16 protein-coding genes are annotated in these 16,376 nt (G+C 67.9%); 12 read left to right on the forward strand and 4 right to left on the reverse strand.

Annotated elements, in window-relative coordinates:
- Positions 1-7: 7 nt before the first annotated feature.
- Complete coding sequence (gene cobC / locus G1H10_RS00400; protein ID WP_163732010.1) at positions 8-1,087, forward strand: Rv2231c family histidinol phosphate aminotransferase CobC; 1,080 nt, start codon at positions 8-10, stop codon at positions 1,085-1,087.
- On the opposite strand, the gene G1H10_RS00405 is transcribed toward cobC, so the two are convergent.
- Positions 1,062-2,006 carry a nucleotidyl transferase AbiEii/AbiGii toxin family protein gene (locus G1H10_RS00405; RefSeq protein ID WP_163731078.1) on the reverse strand — a complete coding sequence of 315 codons (945 nt, stop codon included), beginning with the start codon at positions 2,004-2,006 and terminating at the stop codon, positions 1,062-1,064. The two genes, cobC and G1H10_RS00405, sit on opposite strands and share 26 nt — an antisense overlap.
- A complete protein-coding gene (locus G1H10_RS00410) occupies positions 2,003-2,554 on the reverse strand; it encodes a type IV toxin-antitoxin system AbiEi family antitoxin domain-containing protein (RefSeq protein WP_163731081.1) in 552 nt (183 codons plus the stop codon). Before G1H10_RS00410 ends, G1H10_RS00405 begins: the two co-directional genes overlap by 4 nt.
- Positions 2,555-2,744: 190 nt before the next feature.
- Between G1H10_RS00410 and G1H10_RS00415 the strand changes: the two genes are divergently transcribed.
- Genes G1H10_RS00415 through G1H10_RS00445 form a run of 7 tightly spaced genes read left to right on the forward strand, consistent with a single transcriptional unit; the run spans position 2,745 to position 9,506 of the window.
- Positions 2,745-4,094: an ABC transporter substrate-binding protein gene (locus G1H10_RS00415; protein WP_163731084.1), complete on the forward strand. Its 1,350-nt coding sequence runs from the start codon at positions 2,745-2,747 to the stop codon at positions 4,092-4,094.
- The gene (locus tag G1H10_RS00420) at positions 4,091-5,059 is read left to right on the forward strand and encodes a carbohydrate ABC transporter permease (protein ID WP_163731087.1); all 969 of its coding nucleotides are present in this window, start codon (positions 4,091-4,093) and stop codon (positions 5,057-5,059) included. The genes G1H10_RS00415 and G1H10_RS00420 overlap by 4 nt, the downstream gene beginning before the upstream one ends.
- A gap of 1 nt (position 5,060) precedes the next feature.
- A complete protein-coding gene (locus tag G1H10_RS00425) occupies positions 5,061-5,963 on the forward strand; it encodes a carbohydrate ABC transporter permease (protein ID WP_163731090.1) in 903 nt (300 codons plus the stop codon).
- Positions 5,964-6,013: 50 nt separating this feature from the next.
- Positions 6,014-6,790, forward strand: coding sequence for an IclR family transcriptional regulator (locus G1H10_RS00430; RefSeq protein ID WP_163731093.1), 777 nt, complete (start codon positions 6,014-6,016; stop codon positions 6,788-6,790).
- A 17-nt stretch (positions 6,791-6,807) separates the two neighbouring features.
- Complete coding sequence (locus G1H10_RS00435) at positions 6,808-7,917, forward strand: enolase C-terminal domain-like protein (protein WP_163731096.1); 1,110 nt, start codon at positions 6,808-6,810, stop codon at positions 7,915-7,917.
- A gap of 15 nt (positions 7,918-7,932) precedes the next feature.
- Entirely contained in the window at positions 7,933-8,754 is an 822-nt protein-coding gene (gene kduI / locus G1H10_RS00440; RefSeq protein ID WP_163731098.1) for a 5-dehydro-4-deoxy-D-glucuronate isomerase, read from the forward strand.
- A complete protein-coding gene (locus G1H10_RS00445; protein WP_163731101.1) occupies positions 8,751-9,506 on the forward strand; it encodes an SDR family oxidoreductase in 756 nt (251 codons plus the stop codon). The genes kduI and G1H10_RS00445 overlap by 4 nt, the downstream gene beginning before the upstream one ends.
- A 33-nt stretch (positions 9,507-9,539) precedes the next feature.
- Here the strand turns inward: G1H10_RS00445 and sigJ are convergent, their stop codons facing one another.
- Positions 9,540-10,487 (reverse strand): RNA polymerase sigma factor SigJ, encoded by a 948-nt coding sequence (sigJ, locus tag G1H10_RS00450; protein ID WP_163731104.1) that lies wholly within the window; start codon positions 10,485-10,487, stop codon positions 9,540-9,542.
- A gap of 148 nt (positions 10,488-10,635) precedes the next feature.
- Here sigJ and G1H10_RS00455 point away from each other — a divergent pair, with 148 nt between their 5' ends.
- Entirely contained in the window at positions 10,636-12,900 is a 2,265-nt protein-coding gene (locus tag G1H10_RS00455; RefSeq protein ID WP_163731107.1) for an MMPL family transporter, read from the forward strand.
- Between the two features lie 49 nt (positions 12,901-12,949).
- Here G1H10_RS00455 and G1H10_RS00460 read toward each other — a convergent pair whose 3' ends face one another.
- Positions 12,950-13,339: a MarR family transcriptional regulator gene (locus tag G1H10_RS00460; RefSeq protein ID WP_163731110.1), complete on the reverse strand. Its 390-nt coding sequence runs from the start codon at positions 13,337-13,339 to the stop codon at positions 12,950-12,952.
- A 57-nt stretch (positions 13,340-13,396) separates the two neighbouring features.
- Between G1H10_RS00460 and G1H10_RS00465 the strand changes: the two genes are divergently transcribed.
- The 3 genes from G1H10_RS00465 to G1H10_RS00475 all read left to right on the forward strand — a co-directional run bounded on the left by G1H10_RS00465 (position 13,397) and on the right by G1H10_RS00475 (position 16,297).
- The gene (locus tag G1H10_RS00465) at positions 13,397-14,917 is read left to right on the forward strand and encodes an MFS transporter (RefSeq protein ID WP_281354045.1); all 1,521 of its coding nucleotides are present in this window, start codon (positions 13,397-13,399) and stop codon (positions 14,915-14,917) included.
- 185 nt (positions 14,918-15,102) lie between these two features.
- Positions 15,103-16,032, forward strand: a complete 930-nt coding sequence (locus tag G1H10_RS00470) for a phosphatase PAP2 family protein (protein ID WP_216852755.1) — start codon at positions 15,103-15,105, stop codon at positions 16,030-16,032.
- Between the two features lie 43 nt (positions 16,033-16,075).
- A complete protein-coding gene (locus tag G1H10_RS00475) occupies positions 16,076-16,297 on the forward strand; it encodes a hypothetical protein (RefSeq protein ID WP_163731116.1) in 222 nt (73 codons plus the stop codon).
- The last annotated feature ends 79 nt before the right edge of the window (positions 16,298-16,376 follow it).

Genomic DNA, 16,376 nt, shown 5'->3' on the forward strand with positions numbered 1-16,376 from the left:
CACGGTGATGACTCGTGCATGCACTGACGGTTCCGACACCTTCGACCTCAACCACCACGGCGACGCCGACGCCGCGCCGGGACTGATCGACCTCGCGGTCAACGTCCGGGCCGGGATGCCGCCGCAGTGGTTGCGCCGACGGCTGTCCGCCGCACTCGACGATGTGGCCGCTTACCCGGACGCCCGGGCGGCCACCGAGGCGATCTCCGCCCGACATGGCCGATCTCTCGACGAGGTGCTGCCGACCGCCGGCGGTGCTGAGGCGTTCACCTTGATCGCACGTGGACTGCGGCCAGGTGTCGAGGTGCGGCGGCCCGTCGTCGTGCATCCGCAGTTCACCGAACCAGAGGTCGCGCTGACCGCGGCCGGGCACGCCGTCAGCCGTACCGTCCTCAGCTCCGACGACGGATTCACGTTCGACGCCACATCCGTGCCGGACGACGCCGACCTGGTGGTCATCGGGAACCCGACCAACCCCACGTCCGTGTTGCACCCCGCGGCCACCATCGAGCCGCTCGCGCGACCGGGCCGGGTACTCGTCGTCGACGAGGCGTTCATGGACGCGGTACCGGGCGAGACCGAGTCGCTGGCCGGGCGGTGCGACGTCCCGGGGCTGGTGGTGCTGCGGAGTCTGACCAAGACCTGGGGGCTGGCCGGGATCCGCGCTGGTTATCTTCTGGGGCCGGCAGAACTCGTCGAGCGGTTCCGCTCCGTGCAGCCGCCCTGGTCGGTGTCGAGTCTGGCCGTCGAGGCCATGCGCGCATGCATGGAACGCGCGGCGCTCGACCAGGCCGAGCGGCTCGCCGTCGTCGACGAGCCGGTCCGGCGCTGGGTCGCCGAGCGTCTCCGGCAACTCGGCGGCGCGGTCGTGCCTCATGCTCGCGCGCCATTCCTCCTGGTCAGGTTCCCCCGTGGAGACGAACTCAGACGGAGCCTCCGCGACGCGGGCTGGGCCGTGCGACGAGGTGATACCTTCCCCGGCCTCGGGCCGGACTGGATGCGCATCGCGGTCCGCGACGAACCCACCATGAGCCGATTCCTCGACCAGCTCTCCCGTCATTTCACACCCTTACGGCCAGCGAGTTGACTGAGGCGTCGATACGTTCAATCCAGTGGTTGAGCTCTTCCACAGCCTCACCCAATCCCATGGTCATCCCCACCTGTTCGGCATGGATCGGAAAGCTGGCTTCCCACGGGGCGTGTGCGACAACAGTCGGTGGCCATGCGCGGATCGGGATGTTGCCGAGGCGTGTGGCGTCATCCGCGCGGGTTTTGAAGATGTGCAAGCAAGCGGCATGTAGGACAGAGAGGTCAGCCTCTGGAGGGTAGAAGGCGTCGCGAATGAGGATCAGGTCGACAACGTCGCGTGCACGCTCGTTCAGGTGAAACGGCGGGTCGTGTGGATCGGTGCAGGCGTGGAGCTTCTGTGCGACCTGGTAGTCAAGGACGATTCCGGTGAATGCACTCGGCGAGGGCAGACCGAAATGGTGGAGTTCAGGGGCGGGAAGACACTCCACTTCTTGACCCGCGCGCCCCTCGTCTGGGGCGACTTCCACATCAACGCTGCGCCATACTGCGCCACGAAGCAGAAGCTTCACGCTGAAACGGCGAGGTTTGACAACGCGTTTGGCGTTGTCGATGACGTCAACGGCTGTCCGCTCGAGCTGGATCGTTCCCCACGGCTCCTGAAATACCTCATCTAGCCGACTGAGAAACTCATCGAAGTCGCCTCGGAACAGGGTATCGATGTCCTTGGTCGATCGTGCCCTGAGGCCGAGCTTGTGCTCCATGTATGCGCCGCCCTTAAGCAGGAAGCATGCGTTGCCATCTTCGTGGTGTGCGCGCTGAAGCGCCGCAATGACGATTGAAGAAGCAACGATCCAGCCGAGGCGGCGCGAAGCCATATCCGTGGCCTTCTGTGCCTGTTGAATCCAGGTGTCAAGCGCCCGCTTGGTACTCGGCGTCTTGCCGCGGTCGGGCAGTGTCGCGAAGAGCCGGTCAGTCATGTGGCTGCCTCCAGTTGGTGGAGGAAGCGGTCGCGCGCTTCCGTGTCGATCAGACCCCGATCATGAGCCTTGTGCACAGCCTGACGAGCAAGATGGGAAGGTGTCACGTGAATTGTTTGCTCAATTGCGGTTGACGGCGTGACTGCTGGTATGCCCTCGAACCATCCGATCTGGTCAGCATCGAGATCTGCTGAGTGGATAACGTAGAGCTCGCCACCGCGCCTTCGGAGACGGTGACCGCGCGGAATGGTCATATGGATCTTCGCAGGGTTCACGTCGCCGAGTTCGTAAAGGTCGAGAATTGTCTCGTGGCTGAGGACTCCATGCCCGCCTGCCCACAGCGTTGCGAGCATGTAGGGATCGAGTTGTGTGACTGGGTACCTCGGAAAGCGGTAGACGCCGTGCCCGACTTTCTCCAACTGGCCACGGTGTGCCAGCTTCCCCAGTTCGACGACGTTGATGTCGAGCGCGCGGGCATCACGGCTGGTGACGTAGCCATATTGATCGAGAGCAACATCCCATAGCTGCGCCTGGATCTTGCCAGCCATCCCATCCACCTCCGCCAAAAGTTTACCACTACTGGTAAACTTTTGGCACCGCGGTCGGGCTGGCCGAGGCGCTCCCGCACCTGGAGTACTCCGAGATGCCCGCACGCGGGCACTGTACGGCGGCCGCCACTCCTGTTACGATCCCATTCATCGGGTCACCGTCCCATTGATCGACACAGGAGTCGATGCAATGCACGCCAACGGAAAACCACCCTCCAGACGCACCTTCCTCCGGCTCGGCGCCGCTCTCGCGGCCGGGGCAGCCGCCCCGCTCTCCGCCTGCGCCGGCCCCGACCTCTCGGCCGCCGATCCTCCGTCTGCCTCCGACAGCTACGACGGCCCACCGCTGACGCTACGGTTCTGGAACGGACTCACCGGGGCGGACGGCGCCATGATGCGCGAACTGCTCAGGGAGTTCAGCGAGCAGCGCCCGAACATTACCGTCCAGATGTTCGCCATGCCGTGGGACGCGTTCTACCGGAAGTTCCCCGCCGCCGTCGCCAGTGGGCTGGCCCCGGATATCGGGCTCATGCAGAACTTCCACGTCGCGACGAACGCGGCGCGCGGCGTCATCATCCCGCTCGACGAGGTCGCCGACCGCCTCGGTCTGACCGAGGCCGGCTTCGCCGAGACGGTCTGGCGCTCGGGCATCTTCAATGGCCGCCGCTTCTCGATTCCGCTCGATGTCTGGCCAGACAGCCTCTTCTACAACCGGCGTGTTCTCGCCCACGCCGGACTCGACCCCGACGACCCACCCCGCGACCGCGTCAGCTACGAAGAAGCGCTCGAGGCCCTCGCCGAGAACGGCGTCGCCGGCCACTGGCTCCCGGCCGTTGACCCGCAAGGGGTCGGCCGCGGCTTCGACAGTCTCCAATGGCAGATGGGCGGAGATCTCTACGACGCCGACGGCGGCCGGGCGCTCTTCAACGGCCCGGAGGCAGTGGAGGCCCTCACCTGGCAGCGCGAACGCATCGTCACCGGGCAGAGCCCTCGCAACGTGAACGGCGGTGACGCCAACGTCGCCTTCAAGAACGACCTCAACGCGTTCATGTGGGGTGGCCCGGGAGCGCTGATCAACGACTTCTCCGCCGTCGAGGATCTCGACTGGGGCGTCGTCCCGCTGCCCACGATCGGCGCCGCGCCGGCGTCGTTCGCCGGTTCTCACCAGTTCGTCATCATGCGACAACACGAGTTCGACGCCGCCCGCCTCTCGGCGACCTACACGTTCCTGTCGTGGATCAGCGCGAACTCCGTCAAATGGGCGGACGCCGGCCCCGTACCCGCTCGCCAGGACGCCGTGGACAGCCCCGAATTCTCCGAGCTTCCCGCACAGTCCTCCGTCGCACAGGCGCTCTCCGACGTCCGGTTCTATCCGCTCATCCCCGGAATCTTCGAGGTGCAGTCGACCATCCTCTACCCCGCGATCAGCGACGTTCTCCTGCTCAACGCCGATCCACAACAGGCCCTGGACGACGCCGCCCGGCAGGCGGAATCCCTCCTCGCGGAGAACAAGCAGAAGTACGCGGAGGTGATGACATGACCGCCACCCGCCACGGCTCAGTCGACGCACGACACCCCGCCGCCGTCCCTGCCGGGATGCACACCCGCACGGTCAGGGGTCGCGCCGGCAAGCCACTGACTCCGTACCTGTTTCTCGCGCCGTTCATGGCGGTCTTCGGTGTCTTCGTGCTTGTCCCAGCCGTCTACGGCATCTGGATCAGCCTGCACAACTGGGACTTCTTCCTTCCCGAGCGGCCATGGGTCGGGCTCGGCAACTACACCGAACTGTTCGACCCGACCAGTTTCGTCGCGAGTGAGTTCTGGCAGTCCATGCGGGCGACGGGCCTGTTCGTGCTCTTCTCCGTCCCCTTCCTCGTGACCATCCCACTGGGACTCGCGCTCTTGTTGAACCGCACCTTCCGCGGGCGCACCTTCTTCCGCGCCGTCTACTTCGCCCCGTACGTCCTCGGCGTCAGTGTCATCGGCCTGCTCTGGCAGTACCTGCTCAACGCGAACGTCGGGCTCGTCAACCACTACCTCTCCCGACTCGGTGTCGACGAGGTCATCCCGTGGCTGACGGCGACGCCGTGGGTCTGGGTCTCACTCGTCGGGGTGACCGTGTGGTGGACGCTGGGCTTCAACACCGTCATCTACCTCGCCGGCCTGCAGGGCATCGACACCACGCTCTACGAAGCCGCACGGGTGGACGGAGCGGGCCGCCGACACGAGTTCTGGCACGTGACGCTGCCCAGCCTGCGGCCGGTGCTGTTGTTCGTGCTCACCATCACGATCCTCGCCTCGGCCAACATGTTCGGCCAGGCGTACATGCTGACGAATGGTGCGCCCAACAACGAAACGCGCACGGCCATCATGGTCATCGCGGAGACCGGACTCGAACAGTTCCGGATGGGCCGGGCGGCGGCGATGAGCTATGTGCTCGCCCTGCTGCTCATCGGCATCAGCACGCTGAACTTCTTCCTCTTCCGCCGGCAGGAGAAGAACTGACATGACGACGACTACACCCCGGCACGCGCACACCGCCCCGACCGACAGCGCCACGAGCAGGCCGCGGCACCGCCGCAATGGCGTCCGATGGCGCCGCGGCCCGTTCTACGTCGTGCTGTTCGCACTGTCCGTGATCTTCTTCGCGCCGATCTTGTGGATGATCTCCACCTCGTTCAAGACCCGGGGCGATGCCACGGCACTCCCGCCGGAATGGATCCCACCCACATTCTCGACCGAGGGTTACACCACCCTCTTCAGAGATGCTCAGGCGCCGGTCCTGCGCTGGCTCCTGAACAGCGTCCTTGTCGGTATCGCGACCACGGCGCTCGTGCTGCTGACCGCATCGCTTGCCGCCTACGCCCTGGCGCGCATGGACTTCCGCGGCAAGAACGTGGCGTTCGGACTGATCGTGAGCACGCTCTTCGTGCCCGGTTTCGTGTTCCTCATGCCGAACTACCTCATCGTGGACGCCGTCGGCTGGCTCGACACGATGTGGGCGCTCGTCGTGCCGAGCGCGGCGTCGGCGTTCGGGGTGTTCTTCTTGCGCCAGTTCTTCCTCTCCCTCCCGCCGGAGCTCGAGGAGGCGGCCGTGGTCGACGGCGCCAATCGCTGGCAGACGTTCTGGCGCATCGTCGTCCCGCTCTCCAAGCCGCCCCTGGCGACGCTGGCGGTGCTGTCCTTCCTCACCAGCTGGAACGACTTCCTGTGGCCGCTGTATGTGCTGTTCAACCCGGAGAACCTGACCCTGCCGGCCGGGCTGGCGACGCTCCAGGGCTCCTACGCGACCGACTATCCGGCGATCATGGCCGGGGCCGTACTCGCGAGCGTGCCGGTGCTGCTCGTCTACGCATTCTGTCAGCGGTACATCATCGCCGGCGTATCGCGCTCGGGGCTCAAGGGATGACGCTGGTCACGGCCGCTGCGCGGGCGGGAGCTTCTGGGAGGATGGCGGGCATGAGCCCGCGCAACACATCCAGCCCTGAAACCACGTCCGGAACCCTGGCCCGTGGCCTCACGATCCTCGAGTTCGTCGCCGAGCACGGACGAGTCAGCGTGGGCGAGATCGCCGCGGAGCTCGGCATCTCGCGCAGCGCCGCCTACCGGCTCGTCTCGCAGCTTCGGGACCGGGGGTTCCTCTCCGAGCAACAGGACGGCGGCGGGATCCGGCTGGGCGGCAACGCCATCCGGCTCGGTCTTCGCGCGCTCGGCAACATCGACCTCTACGATCTCGCCGCCAGGCGGCTGCGCGATCTCGTCGCCGAGGTGGCGGAAACCGCGTTCCTCGCCATTATCGAGGGCGACGACGTCGTGTACGTCCTCCAGGAGGTGGGCCCCAGCGTCGTCACGATGACGGCCAGGCCCGGCAGCCACCGCCCGCTGCACTGCACCGCACTCGGCAAGGCGTACCTGGCCGCGCTCCCGGACAGCGAGCGCGACGCCGTCATCGACCGGCTCGAGCTGCGCCCGGTGACGCCGTCGACGATCACCGACCCGGAGAGGCTGCGCGCCGAGCTCGATGCGACCCGCCAACGCGGCTTCGCCATCGACGACCGCGAGCTGGAGCCCGAGGTCAGGTGCGTCGCCGCAGCGGTTCTCGACCACAGCGGCGCACCGGCCGCAGCCATCAGCGTGGGAGGCCCCACCGATCGCATTCTCGCCAAACACGACGCCATCGTGACCGCAGTCCTGTCCACGGTCCGCGCCCTGTCCCGAGACCTCGGCGCGCCCTGATACCGCACTGGAGACCCATGCTTGCCGACCACCGCATCGCCACGATCGAGACCGCCCGGATCACGACGCGCTACCCACGCACGGTGGGCCGCAACGCTCGGCTCCCCAGCCACGGCTCGGGGTTCGACTCCACCGTCGCCGTTGTCCGCACCGACGCCGGCGCCAGCGGGTGGGGCGTCATCCGGGGCTCCGTCGACGACTGCGGCGCCGTCATCGGCATGCCTGTGAGCGATCTGTTCGACCCGGCCGCCGGCGTCGTGCACCTACCTGCTCTCCCCCTCGACTTCGCCCTGCATGACCTCGCCGGAACCATCCTCGGTACGCCGGTGCACACACTGCTCGGTGACGCCGGAGACGGCCCCGTCACCTGCTACTCGGGAGCGATCTACTTCGACGACCTCGATCCGGACGATGCTCCGCGCGGTATCGACGCGGTGCTCGCGAACTGCGCCTCCGATTGGGCCGCCGGCTTCCGCGCGTTCAAGCTGAAGATCGGGCGGGGCAACCGGTGGATGGATCCGGAGGCAGGCTTCGCCCGCGACGTGGAGGTGACCCGCGCGGTCCGGGAGGCGTATCCCGGCGCGCGCCTCCTGGTGGATGCGAACAACGGCTTCAGCCCCGCTGACACCGTGCGTTATCTGCGTGCCGTGGAGGACTGCGACCTGTTCTGGGTGGAAGAGCCGTTCCACGAGGAGACGGCCGGTCTCACCCTGCTTCGCGACTACCTGGCGTCGTCAGGCAGCCGCACCCTCGTGGCGGACGGCGAGTATCGGCCCGACGAGGCGCAGCTGATCGAGCTCGCCGAGGCGGGGCTGATCGACGTCCTGCTCATGGATGTCATCGACTACGGGCTGACCGCGTGGCGAAGAATCATGCCGACGCTCCAGGAGCTCGGCGTCGCCGCGTCGCCACACGCCTGGGGCATGCCGTTGAAGACGCTCTACGCCGCCACCATGGCGGTGGGCCTCGGCGGAGTCATCACCGTGGAGGGAGTGCCGGGGACGACCGAAGGGGTGGACACCGACGCCTACCGTCTCTCGGAGGGTGCGATCGACGTACCCGACCTGCCGGGATTCGGGCTGGCCCTGACCGCGCCCGTCAGCTCAGCCCCGGCACCGACGCACTGAGGAGAGAGACACTCGATGGACATCCGCCACTCCACCCACCCCGACGACGCCTCCCTTCTCGACGCGGAGGCGCTGCGCGCACGCTTCCTGGTCGACGACCTCTTCGTGCCCGGCGCGATCCGCCTCGTCCTGACGCACGACGACCGGATCGTCGTCGGGGGCGCCGTACCCGACGACGCGCCGCTCACCCTGACCGCTCCGGACGAGTTGCGTACGCAGACGTTCTGCGCTCGGCGGGAGCTCGCCGTGGTGAACCTGAGCGCCGAAGCCGGCACCGTCACCGCCGACGGCGTTCGGTACAAGCTCGGCCATCACGACGTGCTCTACGTGGGCGTGGGGACCGAGTCCGTGGAGTTGGCCGGAGACGCCGCTCGCTTCTATCTGGTGTCGGCGCCGGCCAGCACCCGATATCCCACGGCGCTCGCGCCGGCCGCAGAGGCCGAGACCCTGCACCTGGGCGAGGCGGGGTCGGCGAACCTACGGTCGTTGCGACGGTACGTGCATGCCGGCGGGGTGGCGTCGGACCGCCTCGTGCTCGGCATCACCACGCTTGAGGGCGGCAGCGTGTGGAACACGATGCCGCCGCACACCCACGATCGGCGCACGGAGGTCTATCTCTACACCGGTCTCGGTGACGCGGACCGGGTGATGCATCTGTGCGGACGTCCCGATGAGCTGCGCACCCTGATCGTCGCCGATGGGCAGGCGGTGATCAGCCCACCCTGGTCTGTGCACTCGGGTGCGGGAACAAGCGCCTACTCATTCGTCTGGGCGATGGCCGGCGAGAATCAGGCCTTCGACGACATGGACGCCGTCGGCATCGCGGAGCTTCGATGACCGCTGCGTTCCGTCTCGACGGCCGGACCGCCGTCGTCACCGGAGCCCGCTCGGGGATCGGGCGAGCGATCGCGCGCGGCTACGCCGAGGCGGGCGCCCACGTCATCGCCTGGGGACGCACGGAGGGGGTCACGGAGGTCGCGGCGGAGATCGTCGACGGCGGCGGCTCTGCCGAGTCCGTCGTCGCGGATCTGACGGACCTCGATAACGCGGCTGCCGTCGCCGGTGAACTCGCTTCGACCCGCACCGTCGATGTGCTGGTGAACAATGCCGGCGTCATCGCCCGCGGCCCGGCCGAGAACGTGCCCCTGTCGGAGTGGCGGCGTGTGCTCACCGTCAATCTCGACGCGGCGTGGGTGCTCAGCCGCGCGTTCGGGACCCACATGTTGCGCCGCGAGACCGGCCGCATCATCACGGTCGCTTCCATGTTGTCGTTCCAGGGCGGCCGCAACGTGCCGGCCTACACGGCGAGCAAACACGCCGTCGTCGGGCTGACTCGGGCGCTGGCGAACGAGTGGTCGGGTCGAGGAGTGAACGTCAACGCTCTCGCGCCGGGATACGTCGTGACCGCCAACACCACCGGGATCAGGGACGACCACACGCGGCTGGCGGAGATCAGCACGCGCATTCCCGCCGGACGCTGGGCCACGCCGGAGGACATGGTCGGTCCCGCGGTCTTCCTCGCGAGCGAGGCGGCCGGTTACGTCAACGGCCACGTACTGTCGGTCGACGGCGGCTGGCTCGCCTCCTGAGCTCCAGGCTCGGTACAGGCGTCCCGGGACGTCTCAGACCCCACGCCGGTGCATGCTTTCGGCGATCGACTCGAGCTTGTCCGGGTTGAGGATGCCGTAGATGCCGCTGACGTGCGCACCGTCGTCGCTGACGTCCACGACGCCGATCGCGTACATCCGGTCGCCGGTATACATGGCGAGCGCGGGCTCGCCGTTGACCAGCACGGACCGCACCGTGAGTCCCTCCAGCTCCCGGTGGATCTTGTCCGAGGTCAGCAGGCGCGCCACCTTGTCCCGCCCGGTGACGACCTGCCGCGCGGCCTTGGTCTTGCCCCCGGCATCGGTCCACATCGCCACATCCGGTGCGAGTACGTCCAGCAACGCGTTCAGGTCTCCGCCGGCCGCGGCGGCGATGAACCGTTCCGTCACCGCCTTGCGTGCCTCCGGATCGACGGCCGTCCGCGGACGCCGGGCCTCGACGTGCTCGCGGGCGCGGTGCGCCAGCTGCCGCACCGCCGCCGGCGAACGGTCCAGAATCTTCGCGATCTCGTTGTGGCCGTACCCGAACGCCTCATGCAGCACGAAGACGGCTCGCTCCAGCGGTGTCAGCGTCTCCAGGACCACCATCAGCGCCAGCGAGACGGACTCCGCTCGCAGCGCTCCTTCGGCGGCGTCCGTATCGGTGACGAGCGGCTCGGGCAGCCACGGCCCGACATACGTCTCCCGGTTGCGCTGCACCCGGCGCAGCCGCGACATCGCCTGGTTGACGGCGATGCGCACCAGGTACGCACGCACGTTGCCCACGGTCGACCGATCCGCCGCTGCCCAGGACAGCCAGGTCTCCTGCAGCACGTCCTCGGTGTCCGCGACGGTGCCGAGGATGTTATAGGCGATCGAGAACAGCAGCTCCCGGTGCTGGGCGAAGACGGCCGTCGCCGCATCGAACGACGCGCCCGGCGAGTCGTCCGTCGGGTACCCGGCATCCGCGGCCTCGTGGTCCATCGTCTTCTCCTCCATTGTCCGGTCCACTCCTCATCGGAACGCGCCGATGCTTCGTGAACAAGGACGCCGCGGCCGCGAGATGTGTGACATCTGCCGCACGACGACGTCCGAGTGTCACACTCTGGCATCCGAGACGGCTCTTGGGTGCATGACGACTACAGCCACCCCTCACCGAACCAGCGGGGTCGCCAGGCTCGCCGGCCTCGCCCTCCGGCACAGACGCGCGGTCCTGATCACCGCGGCGCTCCTCGCGCTGGTCGCGGGCTCATCGGGCGCGACCCTGTTCAGCAAGCTCTCCGCCGGCGGCTGGACCGATCCGAATGCGGAGTCAGGCGAGGTCAGCGACATCCTCGAGGAGACCTTCGGACAGGATCAGCCTAACCTCGTCCTGCTCGTGAGTGCGCCTCGCGGGGTGGACGATCCGGGTGCCGTCGACGCCGGTGCCGAGCTGACCGAGCGCCTGGCCGCGGAGCCCGGCGTCTCCGACGTGGTCTCGTATTGGGCCACGGGGCAGGAGTCGCTGCGCAACGACGACGGCGACAAGGCCCTGATCCTCGCCGGAATCGAAGGCGACCCCAATGAGGTCGACGCGACGCTGACCGAGCTCATCCCCAGCTACGGCGGCGAGCAGGACGGACTGACCGTGACGATCGGCGGCTACGCCATGTTCGAACACGAGCTGACCGAGCAGAGCGAACGGGACGTGATCAAGGCGGAGCTGATCGTCTTTCCGGTGACGCTGATCGCGCTGGTGCTGATCTTCGGCAGCATCGTCGCCGCCATGTTGCCGCTTGCCGTGGCCATGGTCACCGTGCTTGTCGGCATGGGCGTCATGTGGGTCCTGGCGGAGGTAACCGATCTGGCCGTGCTCGCGGTGAACGTGGTCACGCTCCTCGGGCTCGGTCTGGCGATCGATTACAGCCTGCTGATGGTCAACCGGTATCGGGAGGAACTGCGACGCGGCCGGCCGGTGGCGGCGGCGATCGAGACCACCATGCGAACCGCCGGACGCACCGTGATCTTCTCCGCGGTCACGGTCGCCATCGCGCTCTCGGCGCTGGTCTGGTTCCCGCTGGATGCGCTGCGTTCGGTCAGCTACGCCGGCATGGCCACCGCCCTGCTGGCGGGCGCGGCAGCACTCACCGTGCTACCGGCGACGTTCGCCCTGCTCGGCCGTCGGCTCGAGCGGACCGGACGACGGCGGCGGAGGCCGGCCGGGGTGGTGGAACAGGACACGGCGGAGTCCGGCATGTGGCACCGGATCGCGACGCTGGTGATGCGCCGGCCGATCCCGATCGCGACGCTCGTGGCCGCGTTCTTGCTCGTCCTCGGCGCGCCGTTCCTCAACCTCAACCTGGGTGAGGTGGACGAGCGGACGATGCCCGAGACCGCCCAGTCGCGGCAGGTCTCGGAGACGATCCGCGCCGAGTTCGGCTCCGGGGAGCAGAACGCGCTTCAGGTCGTCGTCACCGAAGACGCCGAGGTTACCGACGAGGAGATCGCCGGTTACGCGACTCAGGTCTCGCAGCTGGACCACGTCGCCCGGGTCGACACCGTCACCGGCAGTTACGCGGGGGGTGAGCAGATTGCCCCGGCCGGGCCGGCGCACCAGCGTTTCGCCGCCGACGGCGCCCGGTATCTGCACGTGGTGCCGCTGGCCGGCGATTCCCAGGCCGCTCAGGACCTGGTGGAGACCGTCCGTGCGACGCCGGCGCCGTCCGACGTCCTGGTCGGCGGCCTGCCCGCGGTGACCGTCGACGGCAACGACGCGCTGACCAGCTGGCTGCCGTATAGTATGGCGGCGCTCGCGATCTGCATGGTGGTGCTGCTGTTCCTGCTGACCGGCAGCGTGGTCCTTCCGTTCCTGGCGTTGTTGCTCAGCGGACTGAGTCTGACCGCGACGTTCGGCGCCTTGGTGTGGATCTTCCAGGAGGGCAACCTGACCGGGCTGCTGGGCGGGTTCACGGTCACGGGGAGTCTGGCCGGGACGGTGCCCGTGATGCTGTTCGCCGTCGCGTTCGGGCTGGCGATGGACTACCAGGTCTTCATGCTCTCCCGGATTCGAGAGGAGTATGAACGGACCGGTGACGGCACGGCGGCCGTCGCGGAGGGCCTGGAGCGGATCGGGCGGATCGTCACCGCGGCCGCAGTGCTGATCTCGATCGTCTTCCTGGCGTTCCTGTTCTCCGAGATCACGCTGATGAAGGCGTTCGGCATCGGGTTGCCGCTCGCGGTCCTGCTGGACGCCACGCTGATCCGGGGCGCGATGCTGCCGGCGATGATGAAGATCTGCGGCCGGTCCACGTGGTGGGCACCCGCACCGCTGCGCCGCCTGCACGCCCGGTTCGGACTGCGGGAGACCGACGACGCGCCGTCGTCCACCGAGTCTGAGAGCGTCGCCGCGGCGCGCTGATCATCGGACGCCGACGCGCACGGTACTCGTCGGGATGGAGCCGGCCACGTCAGTCGGCAAGGAACTCGGCGAGTACCGTCCGGTGGGTGTCACGAGCCTTGGTGTGCAGCTCCCGGCCCCGCGCGGTCGGCTTGATGAAGATCGCCCGGCGGTCATCCATGCACATGGATCGCTCCACGAAACCGTCGCGTTCCAGCCGGGCGACCGCGCGGGAGAGCGCACTCTGGCTCAGGTACATGCCGCCGGCGAGATCATGCATGCGGAGTTTCTCCTGGCCGGACTCGACGAGCCGATCGAGCACCTCGAACTCGCTACGGCCGATGCCGTGCTGTGCCTGCAGGTCCCGATCCAGCGCACACGCGATCTCGTTGTAGCTGGTGAGCAGCTCGCGCCAGCGGGACACGAGTTGGCGCTCCTGTGTCTGGACCACGAACCGCATGGTAACACCGAGCGAAGAACAATGCGAGCACATTTTATGCTTGTGCATTCAATGCACATGCATGTAGTGTCTCCGAGCGTGACTTCTACCGCACTACCACCCGCGTCCGGCGCAGCACCGGACGCGCAGCGTTGGACCCCGCGGCTCTGGGGGATCCTCGCCGTTCTCTGCCTCGTCCTCTTCCTGGACGGCCTCGACGTCTCGATGGTCGGCGTCGCACTGCCGTCCATCGGCGCCGAACTGGAGCTGTCGACCTCGACCCTGCAATGGATCGTCAGCGGCTACGTCCTCGGGTTCGGCGGGCTGTTGCTGCTCGGCGGCCGCACCGCCGACCTGCTCGGCCGGCGCAAGGTCTTCCTGATCGCCCTCGCCGTCTTCGCCATCGCCTCCCTGCTCGGTGGGCTGGTCAGCAACGGCCCGCTGCTGATCATCACCCGTCTGATCAAGGGGATCAGCGCCGCGTTCACAGCTCCGACCGGGCTGTCGATCATCACCACCACGTTCGCCGAAGGGGCCGCCCGCAACAAGGCGCTCTCCATCTACACGGTCTTCGGCGCCAGCGGCTTCTCGTCCGGTCTGATCGTCGGCGGCCTGATGACCGGCATCGGCTGGCGCTGGACCTTCCTCGCACCGGTCCCGATCGCCGTCGCCGCACTCATCGCCGGCATTGCGTTGATCCCCCGTGATCGCCCGGCGGCCACCGGCGGCTACGACATCGCGGGGGCCGTCACCCTGACCGGAGGCATGCTCCTACTCGTCTACACCGTCGTCTCCGCACCGGAGCTGGGATGGACCCATCCGGGCACACTGGCCTCGTTCGCGCTCGCCGCCGCATTGCTGACCACCTTCGTCGTCGTCGAGCAGCGCGTCGCGAATCCGCTGGTGCGGCTGGGCATCCTCCGCATCGGTCACATCGTGCGGGCGAGTATCGCCATCATCGCGCTGTTCGGCTCATACCTGAGCTTCCAGTTCATGCTGACCCTGTACCTGCAGGACGTGCTCGGCTGGTCGGCCTTGGGTATGGCGATGGCGCTGCTCCCGGCCGGCATGCTGGTGGTGCTCACGGCGCCCAGCGCGGACCGGATGATCGCCCGCCTGGGCACTCCTCGGCTGATCATCGTCGCGCTCGCGGCGCTGAGCCTGGGTTACCTCCTGTTCCTGTTCCGGATCGAACCGGACCCGAACTACGTCGCCGTGATCCTGCCCAGCGTGCTGTTGCTCGGCACCGGCTTCGCCCTCGGTTTCCCCTCGATCAACGTGCAGGCCACGGCAGGGGTCGCGGACCACGAGCAGGGGCTTGCCGCAGGCTTGGTGCAGACCTCGATGCAGGTGGGCGCCGCGCTGGTGCTGGCGGTCACCACCGCGCTGGTGACCAACGGAAGCGAGGGCGCCGGCGAACACACGGCACAAGAGGCGCTCGATCAGTTCCGGCCGGGACTGATCCTGGTGACGCTCATCGCTCTCGCCGGCCTGGCGGTCACCCTCGTGCCGCTGCTTCGTCGCCGCCGACGCGTCACCGACGACGACCCGCCGGCACCGGACGCCGGCGACCTGATGATCGAGGCGCTGCGCAACTGACACCGGCGTCGGTCGGATCAGTCCGGGCCGGCATGGCGTAGGGAGCGGGCACACCCTTCACACGCCATGCCGGCCCGGTGCGAAACATCCGGTGGCCGGCATCGAGCCGGCATGAGTGGCTCGGTGGGACGCATGTCATCGTCGTGTCGGGGCGGAATCCGCTCGTCGGCGCTTAATCTCGAAGGATGCACAGTTCCACCCCGCGCGCGGGCAGCGCCGTCCTCGGGCTCCTCATGTGCGCTGCCGGCGTCGTCGGGACCTGGTTGACGTGGCGGTACTTCGTCGGCACCAGCGTCGGCCAGCGCATCGACGACACTGCCTTCCGCGGCTCGGAGATCGGGCACACCACACTGTGGCGGGTTGCCGAGCCGGTATTGGAGATCGTGTCGATCCCGTTCATCGTGGTGGTACTGGGCGCGGCCGCGGTCATCGCGCTGATCCGGCGGCGCTGGCTGCTGGCTCTGCAGGTGACGATCCTGGTCGGCGGCGCGAACATCACCACGCAGTTCCTCAAGTACGTCGTTCTGGACCGGCCCGATCTGGCCGATACCGCCGGGGCGATCGACAACTCGCTCCCCAGTGGGCATACAACGGTGGCCGCCAGCGTCGCCGCCGCCCTGCTACTCGTGGTCCCCCGGCACACCCGCCCCACCGTGGCGGTGCTCGCCGCCGGTTACACCGCGGCGACCGGTGTCGCCACCATGGTCGGCGGGTGGCACCGCCCCTCGGACGTGGTCGCGGCGTTGACCGTCGTCATGGCCTGGGCCGGGCTCACCATGTTCGTCACCGCACTCGGCAGCCCGGAGACCGTCCGGCCGCCTGACTCCGCGATCGTGCCCACCACGGTCGTGGGAGGGCTGATGCTGGTCGCCGGCTTCATCTCGGGTCTGCTCTCGGCGTCTGCCCTGCAGAGCACCAGCGACGCGTTGACCAGGACCGATACGGTAACCAATCGCAGTGACCTGCTCGAGGCGTACACCGGGAGCGCGCTCGGCGTCGTCGCCACCACGGCCGCCGTCTTCGCCACCATACTCATCACTCACCAGTTCGCATGTCGGCCCGCCGGCCCGCTGCCGGCGACCAGCAAAAGTAAAGATCGGGTGCAAACTTTGTGACGAGGGCTACACAACGTGCTCCACGTGCGCAAGACTGACCCGTATGACCCCTAGCACCACCAACCGGCGAGTTCTGCCGTCCAGCCCCTTCCAACCCATCTCGCAGCAGCCGGTCGAGAAATTCTCTGTCGATGACCTTCTGACCCACGACCGCTTCGGCCTCGGCCGGGTCGTCGGGCTCGGCAAGGACAACAAGGTCTACGTCGATTTCGGCGCCGGGACCCAGACGATCAGCCTTCCCAACCCGAAGGTCACTCGCCTGTAGCCAGCTCCGCGCGGCACGGGGCCGCACCCGCGTGACACCCTGAATGGCATCCCGCCGATCGTGTCCGGCATGCTCGCAG

It is taken from the genome of Phytoactinopolyspora halotolerans, from assembly GCF_010550675.1.
Lineage (GTDB): Bacteria > Actinomycetota > Actinomycetes > Jiangellales > Jiangellaceae > Phytoactinopolyspora > Phytoactinopolyspora halotolerans.